This window comes from Candidatus Poribacteria bacterium (genome assembly GCA_026706025.1).
Classification (GTDB): Bacteria; Poribacteria; WGA-4E; order WGA-4E; family WGA-3G; genus WGA-3G.
Map to the genome: position 1 here is coordinate 23450 of JAPOZO010000003.1, position 18912 is coordinate 42361.

13 protein-coding genes are annotated in these 18912 nt (G+C 46.2%); 12 read left to right on the plus strand and 1 reads right to left on the minus strand.

Going from position 1 to position 18912, the window contains the following annotated elements; genetic code table 11:
- Window positions 1-15: 15 nt before the first annotated feature.
- The 10 genes from OXH00_00620 (at window position 16) to OXH00_00665 (ending at window position 15260) form a co-directional block, all read left to right on the plus strand.
- Complete coding sequence (locus tag OXH00_00620) at window positions 16-1458, plus strand: ABC transporter permease (protein ID MCY3739500.1); 1443 nt, start codon at window positions 16-18, stop codon at window positions 1456-1458.
- A 344-nt stretch (window positions 1459-1802) separates the two neighbouring features.
- The gene (locus tag OXH00_00625) at window positions 1803-2546 is read left to right on the plus strand and encodes a DUF1080 domain-containing protein (protein MCY3739501.1); all 744 of its coding nucleotides are present in this window, start codon (window positions 1803-1805) and stop codon (window positions 2544-2546) included.
- 34 nt (window positions 2547-2580) lie between these two features.
- Window positions 2581-3318, plus strand: coding sequence for a DUF1080 domain-containing protein (locus OXH00_00630; protein MCY3739502.1), 738 nt, complete (start codon window positions 2581-2583; stop codon window positions 3316-3318).
- A 34-nt stretch (window positions 3319-3352) separates the two neighbouring features.
- Complete coding sequence (locus tag OXH00_00635; GenBank protein ID MCY3739503.1) at window positions 3353-4090, plus strand: DUF1080 domain-containing protein; 738 nt, start codon at window positions 3353-3355, stop codon at window positions 4088-4090.
- Between the two features lie 478 nt (window positions 4091-4568).
- On the plus strand, window positions 4569-7697 hold the full coding sequence (locus OXH00_00640) for a sigma-70 family RNA polymerase sigma factor (GenBank protein ID MCY3739504.1): 3129 nt from the start codon (window positions 4569-4571) through the stop codon (window positions 7695-7697).
- Between the two features lie 248 nt (window positions 7698-7945).
- Window positions 7946-8713 (plus strand): hypothetical protein, encoded by a 768-nt coding sequence (locus tag OXH00_00645; GenBank protein ID MCY3739505.1) that lies wholly within the window; start codon window positions 7946-7948, stop codon window positions 8711-8713.
- A 109-nt stretch (window positions 8714-8822) separates the two neighbouring features.
- Window positions 8823-9377 (plus strand): hypothetical protein, encoded by a 555-nt coding sequence (locus OXH00_00650; protein ID MCY3739506.1) that lies wholly within the window; start codon window positions 8823-8825, stop codon window positions 9375-9377.
- A 196-nt stretch (window positions 9378-9573) separates the two neighbouring features.
- The gene (locus tag OXH00_00655) at window positions 9574-12741 is read left to right on the plus strand and encodes a sigma-70 family RNA polymerase sigma factor (protein ID MCY3739507.1); all 3168 of its coding nucleotides are present in this window, start codon (window positions 9574-9576) and stop codon (window positions 12739-12741) included.
- Window positions 12742-12955: 214 nt separating this feature from the next.
- Window positions 12956-13729: a hypothetical protein gene (locus OXH00_00660; protein MCY3739508.1), complete on the plus strand. Its 774-nt coding sequence runs from the start codon at window positions 12956-12958 to the stop codon at window positions 13727-13729.
- Window positions 13730-15020: 1291 nt separating this feature from the next.
- Complete coding sequence (locus OXH00_00665) at window positions 15021-15260, plus strand: hypothetical protein (protein MCY3739509.1); 240 nt, start codon at window positions 15021-15023, stop codon at window positions 15258-15260.
- On the opposite strand, the gene OXH00_00670 is transcribed toward OXH00_00665, so the two are convergent.
- Complete coding sequence (locus tag OXH00_00670) at window positions 15257-15421, minus strand: hypothetical protein (GenBank protein ID MCY3739510.1); 165 nt, start codon at window positions 15419-15421, stop codon at window positions 15257-15259. The genes OXH00_00665 and OXH00_00670 overlap by 4 nt on opposite strands.
- A gap of 322 nt (window positions 15422-15743) precedes the next feature.
- Here OXH00_00670 and OXH00_00675 point away from each other — a divergent pair, with 322 nt between their 5' ends.
- A complete protein-coding gene (locus tag OXH00_00675) occupies window positions 15744-16307 on the plus strand; it encodes a hypothetical protein (GenBank protein MCY3739511.1) in 564 nt (187 codons plus the stop codon).
- 275 nt (window positions 16308-16582) lie between these two features.
- Entirely contained in the window at window positions 16583-18859 is a 2277-nt protein-coding gene (locus tag OXH00_00680) for a hypothetical protein (GenBank protein MCY3739512.1), read from the plus strand.
- The last annotated feature ends 53 nt before the right edge of the window (window positions 18860-18912 follow it).

Sequence of the window (18912 nt, forward strand, 5' to 3'; positions counted from 1 at the left end):
AGCGGAGAAATTACGATGCTAATGACATTGATTCAAAAAGAGATTATGCACCACATTTTGAGTGTCCGGTTTGTTGCGCTGCTGTTAATGTGCCTTTTGCTGGTGCCACTGACCCTTTCGATCAATCATCGAAGGTATAGCCAGAACCTGGTGGACTACCAAGAGTCGATTAAACGCGAACAGGCAGAAGCGAAAGAAAATCCGCCGAATGCGCAGGACCCGAACACGGAGGTTTCCAAGTTGTTCCTCAAACCTACACCTTTGAGCGTGTTTGCGAACGGTTTAGAGGATGCGCTGCCGACCTATCTTGGCATGACGCGTAATGGGGTCCGGCAAGGTTCAGCAGGCGTTTCTCAAGCCTCCGTTGCGTATGTATTGGGCAATCTCGATTTCCTGTTTATCGTAGGGACAGTTTTCAGTCTGTTGGCACTGCTGTTCACGTTTGATGCTGTTGCTGGGGAGCGGGAGGCGGGAACGCTGCGGATAAATCTATCGAATTCCCTGCCGCGAGATGTGTTTTTGTGGAGCAAGTTAATCGGTGGCTACATTGTGTTTGTCGTTCCGTTTTTAGTGTCATTCCTGTTAGGGTTGCTCCTAATCACTTGGCAGGGATTTCCGCTCGGTGAGTTCAAAATTGCACTGCCTGTATTGGGTCTGACGCTGATCTCGTTGCTCTATATTGCTGTATTTTTTGCGATAGGCGTGTTCATTTCAACCTATCTGGATAATGCCAAGACCGCGCTGATTGTCGCTTTCACGTTTTGGGTGTTTGCGGTGTTGATCGTGCCACGCGGCGCGTTTGTGGTGGCTAAACTCGTTTCACCGACCCGGACACAGCAGGCGGTTTATATGGAAAAAACGATACTTCGTAATAACTTGAGTAAAGATAAGGATGAAAAAATTGGCGAAAAAATGGCTGAAGCGTTCGCGAGTAGTGAAGGTATTGCTATTCGCTCAGACGACACAGCATTCCAAGAAAGAATGGATAAACTCAGAAAACCGATTGAGGAGCAGTTTCGACGGGCGTTTCAGAATCAAACGGACAAGATTGATAGGGACTATCAGCGTGAGAAGGATCGGCAAGAACAAGTTGGAGAGACCCTTTCTCGGATCGCGCCAACCTCTTCTCTGAGTTATATTGCGATAAATCTAACGCAAACGGGTAAGTTGAAAAGGGACGGCTACTTTCAAACGGGTGAGCGGTACTACAGCCAACTTGATGACTCGTATTTCAGCGAAGTTTCCGACGATGCACTGGCACAGATTCTGCAGATAGCGAATCGGATGACTGATTCTTCTGAATCCGAAACAGACAAAATTCCACCGCCGCCAACCTTGACGGAGCCTTCTTTATCGGACACGTTGCGTCGCTCTGCAGTAGACGTGTGCTTGCTCGGTTTTTTCGCGGTGGCGTTTACGGCGATAGCATTCCTAAAATTCTTCCGTTCTGATATTTGATACGGTTGGATATCATGTATGCTGCTATGTTTGCTCCAGGCCCGGTAGTATCGTCCCGTAGGTTGGGTTGAACGGATGCTCCCAAAACGCTGAAAAGGAACACAAGGCTCAGCCTGCACCATAGACGGCATCTCAAACAGAAAATTGAGAGAAACCCAACACCTTTGCGGTTTCCGGGCACCTGAGGGTATCAAGTTGGGTTTCACTGCGTTTTTGGATGTATAGGACGACAGGTTGGATTTGAGGGTATTGGCACACCGACATATACCTTTTCAACACCGTTCAACCCAACCTCTCGAAGAGGTTTTAACCACGATAGAGATCGCATCGAAAGGAAAATTATTATGAAATTTGTGTCTATTGTAGCAATCCTTTTTCTCTTCACCTCCTCTGTATGGGCAGGGACGTTTGTAGAAACCTTTGGTGATGGTGATCTGGAAGGATGGAAGGAACTCGTCCAGTTGAATAAAGCCCCTGGTTCTTGGGAAATTGTTGGCGATGAACTGCACGCCATAAGCCGTGAAACGTTTATACGTTTACTTACGACCGGAGATAACACATGGGAAGACTACACCGTTGAGTTTGATATCAAGCCGCTTAAGAAACACGGTATTTCCAGTATCTCGATTGCTGCACGGGTTAAGGGGACATGGGTAGTTTACTGCAGTGTTGAGGATTTAGTGGTTATAATCGATGATAAACCTCCAGTTCACCAACCACGAATAGTTTGTGTAGTAGGCAATTTACACGGTGTATCATTCGCATCTCTCCACGATGCTCGACATCCACTCTTAAAGTTGAACAAATGGTCACATTTAAAATTAAGTGTCCAAGGCGATAGCTTCACCTTTTGGATTAATGGGGAGCAGGTTATGGAACCTACGAAACTTCAGATTTTCAGAGAAGTTGCGGTTTTTAAGGACTTTCCTGACTTTCTGACAGGTGGTGTAGGCTTCGGTCTCTCGAATTATACGGCGCGTTTCGATAATATTACGATCACCGGCGATACGATTCCAAACAGCGGTGGGTTCACCGTAACATCCCAAGACAAACTCGCGACAACTTGGGGAAACTTGAAGCGGTTTTAATTTCAACAAAAATCACATCTAAAGGGGAATCTCTATGAAATGTGTGAGTATTATAGCAACTCTTTTTCTTCTCACCTTCTCTGTATGGGCAGGGAGGTTTGTCGAAACCTTTGATGATGACTTAGCCGACTGGCAGGAACTTAACGCGCATAATGCTGTACCCGGCTCATGGGAAATCATTGATGCGGAACTTGAGATGACAAATCCTGGAGGGGGTGCCCGTTTTTTTACGACAGGGGACGAAACGTGGCAAGATTACAGTATCGAGGTTAATGTGAAACCGCTCGAAAAACGCGGACCCGGAAATATCGGGATTCTTGCACGGGTTAAAGGAAACCGGGCAGTTTGGTGTCTGGTGAGTGACCTCTTCTTAAACGATCCTGAATCAAAAGTGATGTGTATCAGTCGCGACTTTAATGAAAAAGTACACGAAGCACTGTACATAAAACGTCACAGACTTTTAAGATTGAATAAATGGTCTAAACTCAAATTGAGCGTCGGTGGAGACCACTTCACTTTCTCGATAGATGGAAAAAAAATAACGGAAACAGGAGATCCTTTTATCCTTTTACATCGTGGTGAAGAACTCATGATAAAGACAAAAGATATTGCATCGCATCCTGCAGGCAGTGCCGGTTTTGGGCTCGCGAACTATACGGCGCGCTTTGATAATATCACGATCACCGGCGATACGATTCCAAACAGCGGTGGATTCGCCGTAAAATCCCAAGGCAAACTCGCGACAACTTGGGGAAACTTGAAGCGGTTTTAATCTTAAGTGAAATCACATCGAAAGGAGAATCTCTATGAAGTGTGTGAGTATTATGGCAATCCTTTTTCTGCTCACCTTCTCTGTATGGGCAGGGAGGTTTGTCGAAACCTTTGATGGTAAGAAACTTCGAGAGTGGAAGGAGCTTGTCCAGCATAATGCTGCTCCGGGTTCTTGGAAGATTATTAATGGCGAACTCGAGGCAATAAGCCGTGGAAATGCAACCCGTTTGCTCACGCTTGGGGATGAAACGTGGCGAAATTACATTGTTGAACTGAATGTAAAGCCTCTCAGAAAACATGGTCCCGGAAACATCGCAATTGCCGCCCCGATTCAGGGAACCTGGTTGATGTACTATGTAATTGGGGACCTTCCTTTTCTCGGACGTGAATCCATGGCTACGGCGATCGCTGGCAATTTTCACCTGAATAAATCTGTCTTTTTTAGTTTTGAACCCAGTCCATTTTTTGACGTAAACAAGTGGTCAATTCTGAAGTTGAGCGTTTATGGAAATACTTTTAACCTCTCAGTTAACGGTAAACAGCTTTTTAAAACTATAGGAGGCATCCCTATCCCATGGGCTAAAGTATTTCAAGTGATTGATCCGGAATTCCCCGACTTCCAAACAGGTGGGGTTGGCTTTGGTCTCACAAATTATACAGCGAGATTCGATAATATTACCATTACTGGCGAGGGAATTCCAGACAGAGGCGGGTTATCAGTAATGCCAAGAGCCAAACTTGCAACAACGTGGGGCAGTTTGAAGCGATTTTAGAAAAATTTCGCAAATGTAGGGCGAGGTTCTTACGCTTTACCATTTGTTGATCGGTAGGCGAGGTTTAATCACCTCGCCTTTTTTCTGTTACTGATGTGTGATTTTTCCGCTTACACCATAGGTATCAATTTAGGGATTTTTCACGGTATTTTAGAACAGTTATTATACACATGCCGCCCTTACAGGGCTTGGGTCTTTGTTTGAGACCACTTCTATAAACATGACGTCCCTACGGGACTGAAGAGGTTTTTGAAGTCTTCAAGGTTTTCGCGTAGAATCCGGTTCGGTTGGGAAACCGAACCTACCGGTTTGGGGTCGCGAGGGTTATTTTTTCTTGACATCTATGGTGATTTTTTCCGCTTGTTCCTATTTACAATGTATCTATAATTGCGATTAGAAAAAATAATGCAACCTTTCAATATTCGGAATTCGTCACTTTAATTAAAAGATGGAGATGGACGCTTCCGGGGGGCTTGTCATGAAACAGAAGGATGCCGAACTCATTCAACGGATATTAGCGGGTGATCAGGACGCATTTACGCCGTTGGTCAACAAATATCAGAAAGGGGTTCACGCGTTGGCGTGGCGCAAAATTGGGGACTTTCACATCGCACAAGAGATTACGCAGGACGCGTTTCTTAAGGCATATCAGAAACTCGGAACCTTGAAAAGTTACGAGTTGTTTGGCGGCTGGCTTTACGTGATTGCGTCAAATTTGTGTCTCGACTATCTCCGAAAGAATCCCCCACCGGAACAATCCTTGGAAGTTACCGATGTAAGCGAGGTGAATCAAGTGTCATATTCTCGATACATAACAGGAAAGCAGGCAGCAGAAGCGGATGCGTCACGTCGTGAAGTCGTCAAGAAACTGCTCCAAAAACTGCCAGAGAGCGAAAGAACGGTGATGACGCTGCATTATCTCGGAGAGATGACGATTAAAACGATCAGTGAGTTCCTCGGCGTATCCCCGAACACTGTCAAAAGCCGGCTCAGTCGGGCGCGGAACCGTTTGAAGAAGGAGGAAGACATGATCCGACAAAACCTCGGCAGTTTCCAACTGCCTGCGAACTTAACAGAGACCATCATGCGAGAAGTCTCGCGTCTTGTTCCCGCTGCACCTGCTGCGAGTAAACCTGTATTGCCGTGGGCAGTCTCAGCAGCGTCTGCCGTTTTGATTTTTCTGCTGATGGGTGTTGGTGCACAATACCTTTCGCGTTTCCAGAAACCGTACAATCTAAACGCCACATCGGAGCCGACGGTTGATCTTATTGAGGCACTTTTTGTTGTGGATACGCCTGCGAAGCCTGCTGTTCGGAATCAGGCAGGGCATTCCGCTATGCCGGGTAGAAATCCAGGGGCAGGTCGGCAGCCCGAGGCACGACTCTTCGCCGCAGCAGCAGTAGATGAAGCGGAGGTTGTAACCCCGACACCACAGTGGGCGAGAACCAAAGGTCCGGAGGGCGGTATCGTCAATACCCTCTTTACGACGAATGCTGGTGATATTTACGCAGGGACCCCTTCCAGCCTCTATAAACTCACAGCGGATTCCGGCGCATGGAAACACGTCAACACGTGGAGTGCGAGTTCTCTTAACCTCCAAGACTGGATAGTAGGTGCGATACAGATGACAGAGCACGGTGATAGGCTCTATCTCGCCACGGATACTGAAATATTAGCATCCAAAGATAAGGGGGAGACATGGAATGTGTTAGGTGTCCATCCAGAAGGAGGATCCAGAGGCTTTGCGGTAACCGACTCTGGGTTTTATCTCGCACTTATGGAGGGTGTTTACTATTCCAAAGATGGCAAGGCATCGTGGGTAGTGCTGAAAGATGGTATGGCAGCAGAGAAGGTTCGCGCACTTGCTGCCGTTGAAAATACGGTGTTTGCTGGCACGGATAGTGGACTTTATCGGCTCAATGCTGAGATGTGGGAACTTGTATCCGTGGGTCCGGTAGATAAACATGGAGAAAAACCTATAATCCATGCTATGGCTGCTTCAAAACATCGACTCTATGTTGCAGCCGGAAGAGAAGTTACAACGGGGTTTGGGGCACAATTGAAAACAATAATAACTGGCGGTGACTGGTGGTCGCTTTACCGTTCAACGGATTTGGGGGAGACATGGTATGACATAGATCCGAGAGAAAGGACGGAGAATGAGAGGAAACAAAAAGGTGGATTTTCGATTCAATTCCCGGTACGTGGTAAAGATTCGACACAAATGGATTTCACTTACTCGAAGGTCAAGATAATTACGGCAGAAGGGAGGGTTATGTTAGCGGATTCAAGAGAGCTTTTCTATTCAGTTAACGCAGGTGAGACTTGGCTGTCTTTAGATTTAAAGGATAGATCAGCCGGCGTTAACAACCTTGCGCCACCTATTGTGATGTTGGATGCGAATACCTTCTACATAGGCACACAATCTGGGGTCCATCGCACAACCGATGCGGGTGAATCGTGGGATCAATTTAATACCGGACTCGCTGGCACGACTGTTATGTATTTATTCGCTCTTGATGGCAAACTTTATGCGTTCACGATGAATGGATTTGTTACTTCAACGGATGGTGGCGCATCGTGGATACCGCTTGCCAAAGGTGTTGACGTTAACACAAATAAGGTGGACAAATTTGGCGGTCATCTCTACGCAAGGCGGATAAATGGCACGACCCCTCAAATTCTTCGATTTTCAACACAGGACAATAAACTCACCCAGATCGCTGGGATGCCTATACTTATTGAAAAAGTCAATCCGATGAATAATGATCTAACAAATCAGATCGAACAGACAAGCAATGAGGCGATATTGGAAGCACTGACAGATGCGGGCAAACAGAAGTTTGAGGATGGTAAAGCTCCAAACTTTGAAGATATTGATCTTGAGCGGTTAGACGAGTGGCAGGACACAATGAGTAAGGTAATCCAAGAGCAGGCTGCAGCTTCCGTGAAACTGGTTTTGGGAAGCTTTGCTGTTAGTGGCGAGACGTACTACGTCGAATACGGGCAGAAACTTTTCAGATGGAAATCCGGTGAGACTGAATGGTACAACACGGGGTTAGTAGATGAAGGCGAAGACGTTTTTTCGACTTTATTTTCTGACCCTTTTGACTATTCCCGTGGTATTTCTATGCTAACGAATATGATAGATTCTGTGGGTTTCAAGATTGCAGTCTCAGGAAAAACCGTTTACGTTGCAAAGCGGGATGGACATCTTGTTCAATCGTTTGATGAAGGAGACACTTGGAAGGATGTCAGGCAAGAACTTCCGTTTTCTTTTGCGGCGTTTAAGGCACTCACTTTCGCGGGAGCAACTGTTTATGTGGCAACTGACAAAGGGGTGGCACATTCAAGCGACGGTGCCAACTGGCACGCGGCAACCGATGCGGAAGGTAACCCGCTTGTCGTGGAGAAGTTTGCAGTAGCGGGAACGACAGTATATGGTACAGTTGGGCAATATGTGTATCAGTTGAAAGCGGGTTCAAACACGTGGGAACAAGTGACACCTGAGATTCCAGATACCGTATTTTCGCTTGCTGTTGATGGAAACACCCTCTATGTTGGGACTTCCAGCAGTGGTGTACTACGTTTTACGCTTGATGAATAGAGGTATAGACCGTTTCCTTATGTCAATCACTGACACAATGTAAACACCACATAGGTAATTCTAAAATCTAACCCAAGTTGCTACTCATAAGATTTTAGGCGTGCGGAGACCATTTTCATTGAAAGTGATTGATTCTCCGCAGGATTTTGTAGCGTCCAATTTTAGTTTGCGTCTCCGCAAGCACAATCTGGAAGATTATGCTACAAAGATGGCAACTTGCGTTAAAATCTACTCTAAAGGAGAACAGCATGTATTTTCTGAAAAAAGGCTTGCCTTTTGCTATGGCTGCCATTGTTGTGGGTATTGGTGCATTTTTTTGGGGGCGTGCTAACAAACCGGGTCCTCCGGTCACCATCTATAAAGCCGTTCAACCTGCGCCGAAAGCAAACGAAACACAAAACACCCGTACGGAGATTGCAGATCATGTTTATATACCGCCAGAATCAACCTCAGAGGCAGGTCATCGTGGTCGCTCACCAATTGAACTCCGAGAGACGGAAGGCGAAGAAGTAACATCTAATGCCGAGGGCGATATCAATAAATCTATGGTTGGCGAAGAACCCACACCGCACCTCGCTAAAGGTGAGGTGCCTCCAGAACTCTCACGAGAAGCCATGGAGCGAAGGCATGAAGACTATAGACAGCAGCAACGTGTTCTTGAAATCATGGAGGAAATAAGAAGTTATGCCAACAACTCCGTGACCAGTGGAGAAGATACTTTACGTGTTCTTGAACTTCAAGAAGAACTTCTCCGTATTCAGCAGAAGCGAGGACTGTTGGAGCAAACAGGCGGGGATGTATTTAAGGTTCTCGAATTTAGTAAAATCGTAGCCACACACACGACTGATGATGGAAGATTTCCGACGGCCAAAGCCTCTGTTTTGATTGAAGGTATAAGAGCGCTCACGCCGGATTTCCCAGAAAAACAAGTTGCACTTGAACACCTCAACCAGGTCGTCGCCACCGCTATGGAAAATGGAAACGAATACTTTGATCTAAACCTTTTCAATGAGTAAAAAGCAGGAGCATTTTTTCTTTAATAATGATCGCCCCAAGAATTTTCAGACAAGGAGCATTGGCGGTCTGGGTTCTCAATTTGGACACTAAGATGTGGAGGAAATTGATATGCGCCGGAAACGATTATATATCTGTCTGCTGATTGTGCTCGCTGTGCCGCTTGTTCTCAAATTTGGATGCGTGCCCCAAACACTCGGCAGAACTGGCTTTGGTGTTACGCTGTCAGTTACCGGGATGACACGCTTTACTTCTGTGTTTCGTGTTTTGTATGCGTTGCAAAAGATTGATGCCCTGGTTATTGATGATGCGACTTACAAGGTAACAGAAGCCAGGCTGCCAGTTGGTGAAGTGAACCGTAAACCCCAAATTTCGATAAAGCACGTCCCTTCTACGGGTGAAGTTTCGTTTGAAAAGGTTACAGATGCGCCAACCGAACCTATTTTACGAAATGAGATTGGATGGCACCTAAACCCTGATGCGCCTAAGTACTTTACTGTTGAAGTATGGGCACTCGCTGGAGCAGACCCGAAGCAGGGTGTGAACGAAGCAATTTCTGAACGTGTGAGTGCAGTATTAATTGAGACTGTTGAACGATCCGGTTTTGAGGCGAGTATAGAAAGTATAGAACCGCGTGAGGCAGATTACAAACTTATATTTGATTAAATCTAACATAAGCATCTCAATACGCATTGTTATTCCGATGTTAGCAAGATTTGATTTATCAAAGGCGCGCTGCCAAGCGTGCCTTTTTTGTTTGCATAAACCCTCTTTCTGAAAATATCGTTAAATAATGCAACCTTTTAATATCGAAACCCTGTCACTTAAATCAAAAGATGTTAGGATTCCGAAGGAGCTTGCAATGGAGCAGAAAGATGCGCAACTCATTCAGCAAGTACTACAGGGCGACCAAGAGGCGTTTGCTATCCTCGTCAACAAGTATCAGAAAGGTGTGCATGCCCTTGCGTGGCGGAAAATTGGTGATTTTCACATCGCTCAGGAAATCACGCAGGACGCGTTTCTCAGGGCATATCAGAAGCTCGAAACATTAAAAAATCACAACTTGTTTGGCGGCTGGCTTTATGTCATCGCGGCACGCTTGTGTGCTGATTGGTTTGAAAAGAAATCCTTACCGGAACAATCCTTGGAGGTCACTGATATGAGTGAGGTGAATCGCGGGTCATACTCTCGATATGTAGCCGAGAAACAGGAAGCCGAAGCCGATGAGACGCGTCGTGAAATCGTCAAGGAACTGCTCCAAAAGCTGCCGGAGAGCGAACGCACAGTGATGACGCTGCATTATCTCGGAGAGATGACAATCAAAACCATTAGTGAGTTCCTTGGTGTATCCCCGAACACTGTCAAGAGTCGCCTCAGTCGGGCGCGTAACCGTTTGAAGAAGGAGGAAGCCATGATCCGACAAAACCTCGGCAGTTTCCAACTGCCTGCGAACTTAACAGAGACCATTATGCGAGAAATATCGCGTCTTGTTCCCGCTGCACCTGCTGCGAGTAAACCCGTCTTACCGTGGGCACTCTCGGCAGCGTCTGCCGTTTTGATTTTTCTACTAATAGGTGTTGGAACACAATACCTCTCTCGTTTCCAGAAGCCGTATAATCTAAATGCTACATCCGAACCGACTGTTGATCTCATCGAGGCAGTTTTTGTTGTTGATACGCTTGCGAAACCCGCTGTGCGAAATCAGGCGGGGGGTTCTACTATACCGGGTAGAAATCCGGGCGCGGGGCAGCAACCTAATGCCCGATTCCTCGCCGCCGCAGCGGCTGAGGAGACCGAAGTTACAACCTTAATACCGCAGTGGACGCAGACCAAAGGACCGGAAGGCGGTTTCGTCAATAATTTCTTCACGACGAATTCGGGTGATATTTACGCAGGGACCTCAACGAGTCTTTACAAACTCGGAGCCGATGGACGTGCATGGCGACGTGTCAACGCGAGAAGGCTCGGTTCACTGAGCATCCAAGATTGGTTGGGGACTGCGGCACTGATGGCAGCGCATGGTAATATGCTTTATCTCGCTACCGATACTGAAATATTGGCATCCGAAGATAAGGGTGAGACGTGGCATGCGTTGGGTACGCATCCAAAAGGAATTGCCAGAGGATTTGTGGTGGCTGACTCAGGATTTTACCTCGCGCTTACCGGCGGGGTTTACTACTCCAAAGATGGTAAGACTTCGTGGGTTGCTCTGAAAGGTGGCATGGGACTTAATAAGGTTCGTGCACTTGCAGTTGTTGAAAATACGGTATTTGCTGGGACGAGTAGCGGACTCTATCGGCTTAACGCTCAGACTTGGGAATTGCTGGCAGTTGGTTCTACAGATTTGCACGGCGAGAAACCCGTGATCCATGCTTTGGCTGCTTCAAAACATCGACTCTATGTTGCAGCTGGGAAAGAGATGGAAAGGGGGTTCGGCACGCTATTCAGGTCAAGAAAAACAGACGACAATTGGTGGTCCCTTTATCGCTCAACAGATAAAGGTAAGTCGTGGTACCCTATAGACCCACGCGAGAGGCAGGAACGTGAGGCGGGTAGGCAGCGGAGGGGTCAAGCTTCGACGGGTTCCCCACTACTCGGGTCAGATAACATTCCGAGCGTTAAGATATTCGCAACAGCTGCAGGGGTTATGGTGACGGATGCAGAGGGCGAGTTTTTCTACTCCACAAACACTGGAGAGACATGGACGACCTTAGAAAAGGATGGGTCAGGTGGCGGTATCGCTCCGCCGCTACTGATAGCCGATACAAACATTTTTTATAAAGGTGGCCAGTCCGGGATTCTGCGCACAACCGATGGCGGCGAATCTTGGCATCCGTTTAATACGGGGTTTGTTAGCACGCCTGTTACGACTTTAATCGCTGTTAAGGATAGACTCTACGCAAACTCGGTGAATAATAAGTATGTTACCTCAACAGACGGTGGTGAATCATGGACGCTGCTTCCGAAAATTGACGACAGTGTCCTTATCGCTGCATTTGATAGTAACATATATCTGAAGAAAGGACAGAATATGAATTTACCTTCACCGCTACTTCGTCTATCTACTGAAAACAATGGCTTAGAACTTATACCCGATATGCCCGGTTTTGAGGGGGGCAATTCAAGTAACACGGTACAGACGGAGATAGACGTGCCTGAAGAAATGATGATCACGGCTTTGCGGGAAGTCTTGCAGGAATCATTTCCAGATAAGGTTAATCAAAATATTGAGGGTCTTGATCTTGAACAGGTAGCTGAGATACTCAAGGATATCAATCCTGACCAATTATCTGACCGGATAATTGAGAAACTCGAGAGTAACCCTGATTATGCCAAGGTAATGAGTGAGGCGTTCAATAAGGCTTTTGAGGAACAAGTTTCAACGGGTATGCCGTCGTTTTTTGGTAGTTTTGCCGTTAGTGGCGAGAAGTACTACGTCGAATACGGGCAGAAACTTTTCAGGTGGGAACCCGATATGTCTGAATGGTACGATACGGGGTTAATAGATGAGACTGAAGTTGTTTTTCCTGTTGACTATTCTGCTGAGGCTTCCACATCTATAAATGTCCGTGATTCCATAGGTTTCAAGATTGCTGTGTCAGGTAACACCGTCTATGTCGGGAAACGGGATGGTCACCTCTCTCAATCGTTTGATAAGGGGGGGACTTGGAGTGATGTTACTGCTGATCTCCCGTTTTCTGTTACGGCGTTTAATGCAATCACCTTTGCGGGATCAACTGTTTATGTAGGGACCAACAGCGGGGTGGCACATTCAAGCGATGGCACCCATTGGCACGCGGCAACCAATACTGAGGGTGAACCACTTGTCATGGAGAAGTTTGCGGTAGAAGGAACAACGGTCTATGGTACAACCGGGCAATACGTCTATCAGTTGGAAGAAGGTTCAAGCACATGGAAACGGGTGACACCTGAAATCCCGGATTCCGTCCTTTCGTTTGTTGTGGATGGTAACGTGCTTTATGTTGGGACTACCAGCAGCGGCGTGCTACGTTTCACGTTTGATGAATAATAGCGGGTTGCCCGCTCCTACCCCATCCTGGCACAATGAATGTCGGTCCCTCGCCGCGTTTCGCGATTCGATATATGTGCTTATGCCACGCATGCCGCAAGTGGGAGAAAAAAGGGGAGTGGAATATCTGGATGCCCTGAAAAAATTATGTGTCAAACCAAACGAAAAATCTCATAAGAGATTTCTGAAGCGATTTAGCAATGGAGGTAGAAAGATGAGCCAAGTCGAACCGTGGGTAGTTTCACTGCTCGTAAGAAAAATAAAATATTTTGCTGTACTTTTCATGGTTGTAGGAGTTGCTCTTTTGAGTCTGGCTCTCGCAGCGGATGCAGTGGCTCAGAAGATACTCATACAAGATGGATTTGAGAACCATCCCCTAGACAAACTAGATAAACATCCCTTGTTGAAAGGGCTCGGTTTTAAAATAACGAACAAACCTGTCAAAACCGGCAAAAAATCGTTTGCTATTTCCGGGAAGGCATTAGTCCATACCTATGGCATACCGATAAGAACAGATGAACCGATCACATCAGTTGAATGCTGGGTCTATATTGAGAAAGGTGGTCGTTCTTTCAGTTTGAAGCTTACTTCAAATGATGAATCTTTTGACAATAGAGGCCCCGATGTCGGTTGGGATACGGGATTTGTGCAATTTTATGCTCACGACAGGTGGCAGGAGATTGGTAAATTTGCCATCAATGAATGGAGATATATCCGGATTGTTGCCAATTTTGACAAAAACGTGTTTGATTTCTACTCTGGAGGCAGCAAACGCGAGGTTTTGCGTGCCAGACCGAAAGAACGAATCCCGTTTCGGATGAAAGCAGCTGGACCCGCCGCCACGTCAATTGTTTTTTCTATGGAAAGATCAACTGTCCCGGGGTACATTGACGATCTGATCGTCTATGAAGGCGAAAACCCAATAGTCCTTGCTGTTGAACCTAACCGAAAACTCGCGACGGTATGGGGACATATCAAGCAACAATAGTTCTAATATAACTCGAGTTGCCACCTTGTAGCATAACCTGTTAGGTTGTGCCTCTTCGCGCCGAAAATAACACGGAACGCTCCGAATCTTTCGCAAAAATGAAGGCTGCTTGCTTAAAAATGGTATCCGTGGGTCTAAAATCATTAGGTAGCAGTTGGGTTAATATAGAGAATAGGACACGGTGTTCTTGCCTTAGCAAGCCTGTTATGTAAAAGTTGATGCCGGCCGCGAGTCTCCACCGGTTTACCGTCGGCAAGCGACTGTTGTGTGAGATATGCTTCGTATGCTAAAAAAAGTCGTCAATTTTACAGAAAAGGGTTAGGATACTCATCAGAGAACTCCTTTTGGTTAGAGAGTATGGATAACCTCATCAGGACTTACACACATTGCGTAAATATCGGACGTTTGGACGGAAAAAAAGGTAATTTCTGTCCTTTAAACCCCCTAAATCCCCCTTATCAGGGGGACTTTAAGAGGAAATGCGTAAGTCCTACTCATTATACCAAAGGGGTTCTCTTGATACAAAAACTTTCAGTTATTTATCAAACTCCCGTTAACATAACCCAAGTTGCTACCAACGGATTTTTGGCATTCTAACACGGTTTTTCGGAGCCTTTCTTCACCCCTAATGAGGTTTAAGAAATAAATTGGGTAATCTTCTAACCAGACCCGGTTCGGTTAGGAAAACGAACCATAGGTGTCAATTTTAAAAAAAATAACCGTCGCGACCCCCAGGCCGGTAGATGCGGAATGTAATACAAGGAATGGATTTAGTCTATTCCCAGACTAAATCCCCTAACCGCATCGGATACTTCGCGAAAACCTTGATGACTTCAAAAACCTCTTGAGTCCCGTAGGTTGGGTTGAACGGATGCCACCAAAACCCGAGAATCAGAGAAAAACACAACTCGCGCCAGAGACACCACACCCATCAGAGACCGAGTGAAACCCAACGCTTTGGATTTCAAGGTTCCGCGGTGCTGACAGCGTAAAGTTGGGTTTCACTCCATCCACGAATAGATATGGCCGGATATTGACTTTCAGGGGTGTTTGACCTGTTAACAGTCCACTTCTCAACACCGTTCAACCCAACCTACGGGACTAAATTGACACCTATGGTGCGGTTAGGAAACCGCACCTACTGAGCCTTGGAGTGCTGAAATTACCCGATTAAATTCCTAATCTTCATACGGGGTGAGGAAAGGGGTTGAAAACTTATTCAAACGTCTATAACGCGTCAGGTAACAACTTGGGTTAAAACTAAATGCCCCTGGCATTATAGGAGGAATTTATGCGTATGAAACGCACGCGAACTTATGTGATATTAGGAATGGCGTTGTTGCTAAGTATGAGTCTATTGACCAAGAAGATCGCTCCAGCGAAACATCAATATTCTGGCAATGCCCAGAAAGTCGTCAATGGCATAGGTGTCGTCACGTGTCTCTACGTCAATCCGATGTTTCTGCGACACGACGAGGGTGTAGCAGTCGCTGGCAGGTTGAACACTTTCACCGTGAGGCTAAACAGCTAACAGGTTTGGAAAAATGCCAATGTCGCCTCGCGCGTATCGTGCGGAATCACATCGGTGCTGCGTTCCTTGTATGGGTTTACCTGATGCGGAAAGCTTATGAAACCGGTCAAACCCTTTATCAAGTCAAACATGGCATGCTCTCTGAGTATCTGCGTCAACAACTCAAATCACCTATGATAAAAATTAAAAATGCGTAAGTCCTACGTATAATGGTTTTGCCTTAAAACCCCCTAAATCCCCTTATCAGGCGGACTGGCAGTCTGTTTCCCGATACAAAATTCTTAATCTGATTCATATTTCTGAAAATTCTGCACCCTTTTTGTCTGTGAGACGCGTCATTAATAGTAGAAAGCGCATTATGAACAACGAGAAAGGTTGTCGTTTAAGGTAAACTTAATGCAGCTAAACGACACAGAATCTTGCAGCTGCTAATACCGAGCAGGGTTCTCAAAGTATGAGTTAGGAGACGTTAGGAGACATAAAATGAAGATTAAAGACTATGACACGGCAATTCGGCTAAAGCCGAGCAGAATCACCCTTATCCTTGCTTATGTTAAAAGAGCCAACGCGAAGTTGGATGTGGGTGACAATATCAGTGCTATTGAAGATTATAATGAGGCGATCCGTCTGCAACCGAAAAATGCTGTCATTCTTACTGTTGCATATCTCAATCGTGGACTTGCAAGGTTCAATATGGGTGACACTATAGGCGCGATCAGGGATTACGACGTGGTTATCCGTCTGCAACCGAAAAATGCTGTGCTTGCCAGTGCCTATGTCCATCGTGCTATAGCGAAGTCTAAATTAGGGGACAATATCGGTGCGATCAACGATTATGATGATACGATCCATCTTGCTTTAGAGAATACTGATTTTGCAGCCTACATCTATAGTAAACGAGCCGCTGCCAAGTTGGAGATATGTGACAATATAGGCGCGATTGAAGACAGTGATACGGCGGTTCATCTTGATCCCGACTTGGCTGAAGCGTATGGGATCCGAGATGCGGCAAAGTCGAATCTTCGGAACTATGCGGAGGCCGTTTAAGTTTGTGGGCACCCACAAGGAGTGCCGCCGCTGAAGGGACCCTACCATTGGCGAGGTTTGACACCTCGCCAATGCCCAAACCACCCTACATCGTCAATCTTCCCGCTCGTATTGCGCTTTTAATGTCAACGCAATTCACTTAAATCCGTTATAATTGATAAATTTCTCCGTCTGAGGTCCGCCAGTCAAGCCTCTGAAAATCAGAGATGGCGTTTGACAATAAGATCTTAACTTGCTAAAATGTCACAACTTTCTCGTATTGTGTTTAGAAAAGTATGAAAACGCGTATTTTTATCTTATTCCTATTGCTAATCGCATCTGGACTCACACACGCCGAAACGACTGACGGCAGAATCGCTTTTGATTGCCCTGATGCACCACACGCCCAATTTCAATTCCATTTTACTCGCGAACTTATCGCACTTGCTGGCACGACAGCACCTTTTAACACAGTGTCGGATATTTATTTCCGCACCTATGACGCTGAAGTCGGTATATTTGATCAATTCGCGCAGTACTATGGTGAGACCTTGAAAACCGCAAACTGGCAAAGTCTACAAGAAGATAACGACGTATTCCTCTATACGCTGGAGGCATCCAGTGTGCAGAGTTCGCAGTCAGATAAAGCGATTTTGGGTATCTTCGCAGTTGTAAAAAGCGACAGCGATGTGCATCTGCTAAACATCGTAGGCAATATTCCGCCGCAACAGACAAGGCAGCTTTTAGCGAATCTGGGTCAAATTGGGATAGAGGTCTCTGCATTAGAATCGCTTGATGCGCAAATATTTCAGAAATTTGAAAAACCACCAGAACCGATGGCACCACCAACCTTGTTGCGTACCACTGGCAAGCAGCCAGATTTTTTTAGCGTGAAGTTTTCAACGAAAAGAGAGGCGTCAAAGTTTGGCTTCTCGTTCTCAAGAAGCCACAATGAAACCCTTCATGGACAGTGGCATTACTATGGGCATCCGATTGAACAGATCCATATTCGGTCTGACAGTAAAGCGCGTATAGCCGAAATTAGTGAGGCACTTCAAAAAGGACCCGCTGACATTGAGGCTGTAATGGCGCGTCTTCCATCCGTAAATACATCTGAATATAAGAAGAAACTTATTGTTCACACATCGGAACGTCTTGCGACGATTAGCGTTGGGAATATACCAGACCATAAAAATGAACCTTTTATGTTAGCGAAACAGTTTCGGACCGGAGAAGGGGAGCCAATTCGTGAGATACGGATTCAAGGACATCGAGACACACATCTGAAGGATGTTAAAAAGGCACTTGAAAAGGGGCCGGAAGACATCGAAAAGGCGATCAGAACACTGCCGAGCGAGATATCGGGTTTAGAAGATGCACGTCTCCGAATTGAAGGGGAAGGTGCTCAACGTACAGCGATAATTACCATAGTCGAAACACCGCTTCCCTTACGTTTTTATTTTGATAGTGCCCCGTGGGCTGGGTTCAATCGCGTCACTGGATGGGAGTTAGGGGCACGTGTCAATTCTGGTTATCGGAAAGGGGAGCGTCCAAACACATCTTACAACATCAGCGTTCCGAGTGTCTTCCGTGGCGATGATCTCTCAAAATTTTTCGGACGGGTCGGTTATGGATTTGGTAATAAACAGTTCTATTACCGGATTGGTGGCAAGGCTGCTTGGGATGAACCTGATTCGTGGCATCTTGGATTAACAACGCAGTTCCATCGCACGACAAGCGTCATTGCCCCGGATCTTTTTCCGTTTTATGATGATACAGGTATGAGCATTCTCCGAGTTTTGGGGGTGCCGGATCATCAGAATTACTATTTGAGGGAAGGACTTGAGATCGCCTTACAATGGAGACCTATTCGGCAAAGGCATTCGTTCAAACTGAGTCTACTTGCGGAGTCACACGACAGTCTACAAAAAAGCACGGATTGGCACTTCTTCAACTGGCGGTCAAAATCAGAAGTGCGTGAAAATCCAGTAGTAACGCCGGGTAGAATGCGGAGTGTCATGTTCAGATACGATTACAGTACTCGGCACGATTTTCTCGGTTGGCACAATACCTTTTTCGCTGAGCATAGCAATACGGCGATCGGATCCGATTTTGATTTTACACGGTATCAACTCCACCTACGCTATGCGCATCCGTTGGGTAGCCATCAGGTACGCACACGGACAGTCGGCAGCTTTTCAACCGCACCGCTGCCGATTCAACGCCAATTTGTTATCGGTGGACCCGGGTTACTGAACGGCTATCCGCTTTACGCTTTTGCGGGTGACCGGGGATTCCTCTTCAATATCGAGTTTCTTTTCCATTTGCCTGCGTTAATGACTTGGAATAGCGTATTCGATTTTTCCGATTTCCCTCTTTTTTTAGCGCTGTTTTTTGATGCCGGGCAGGCATGGAACGCGTCAGAGGAGAAATACATTTTTGAACCCAAGAGCAATGCTGGTATCGGCTTGCAGTTCGGTGAAACAGATCTTATCTTGCGGTTTAACGTTTCACAAGCCTTTGAAGCCGATCAAGGAATTCAGTTCAACACAGCGTGGTTTTATAGTTTCTAAGCGAAATTAATTCTGTTTAGGTGTCCTTTCTGACCGCACAGTTTCAAATGCAG

Excerpts from the sequence above, each read along its gene's own strand:
- OXH00_00620 (MCY3739500.1), top strand. The coding sequence starts at position 16 with ATGCTAATGACATTGATTCAAAAAGAGATTATGCACCACATTTTGAGT.
- OXH00_00625 (MCY3739501.1), top strand. The coding sequence starts at position 1,803 with ATGAAATTTGTGTCTATTGTAGCAATCCTTTTTCTCTTCACCTCCTCT.
- OXH00_00630 (MCY3739502.1), top strand. The coding sequence starts at position 2,581 with ATGAAATGTGTGAGTATTATAGCAACTCTTTTTCTTCTCACCTTCTCT.
- OXH00_00635 (MCY3739503.1), top strand. The coding sequence starts at position 3,353 with ATGAAGTGTGTGAGTATTATGGCAATCCTTTTTCTGCTCACCTTCTCT.
- OXH00_00640 (MCY3739504.1), top strand. The coding sequence starts at position 4,569 with ATGAAACAGAAGGATGCCGAACTCATTCAACGGATATTAGCGGGTGAT.
- OXH00_00645 (MCY3739505.1), top strand. The coding sequence starts at position 7,946 with ATGTATTTTCTGAAAAAAGGCTTGCCTTTTGCTATGGCTGCCATTGTT.
- OXH00_00650 (MCY3739506.1), top strand. The coding sequence starts at position 8,823 with ATGCGCCGGAAACGATTATATATCTGTCTGCTGATTGTGCTCGCTGTG.
- OXH00_00655 (MCY3739507.1), top strand. The coding sequence starts at position 9,574 with ATGGAGCAGAAAGATGCGCAACTCATTCAGCAAGTACTACAGGGCGAC.
- OXH00_00660 (MCY3739508.1), top strand. The coding sequence starts at position 12,956 with ATGAGCCAAGTCGAACCGTGGGTAGTTTCACTGCTCGTAAGAAAAATA.
- OXH00_00665 (MCY3739509.1), top strand. The coding sequence starts at position 15,021 with ATGCGTATGAAACGCACGCGAACTTATGTGATATTAGGAATGGCGTTG.
- OXH00_00675 (MCY3739511.1), top strand. The coding sequence starts at position 15,744 with ATGAAGATTAAAGACTATGACACGGCAATTCGGCTAAAGCCGAGCAGA.
- OXH00_00680 (MCY3739512.1), top strand. The coding sequence starts at position 16,583 with ATGAAAACGCGTATTTTTATCTTATTCCTATTGCTAATCGCATCTGGA.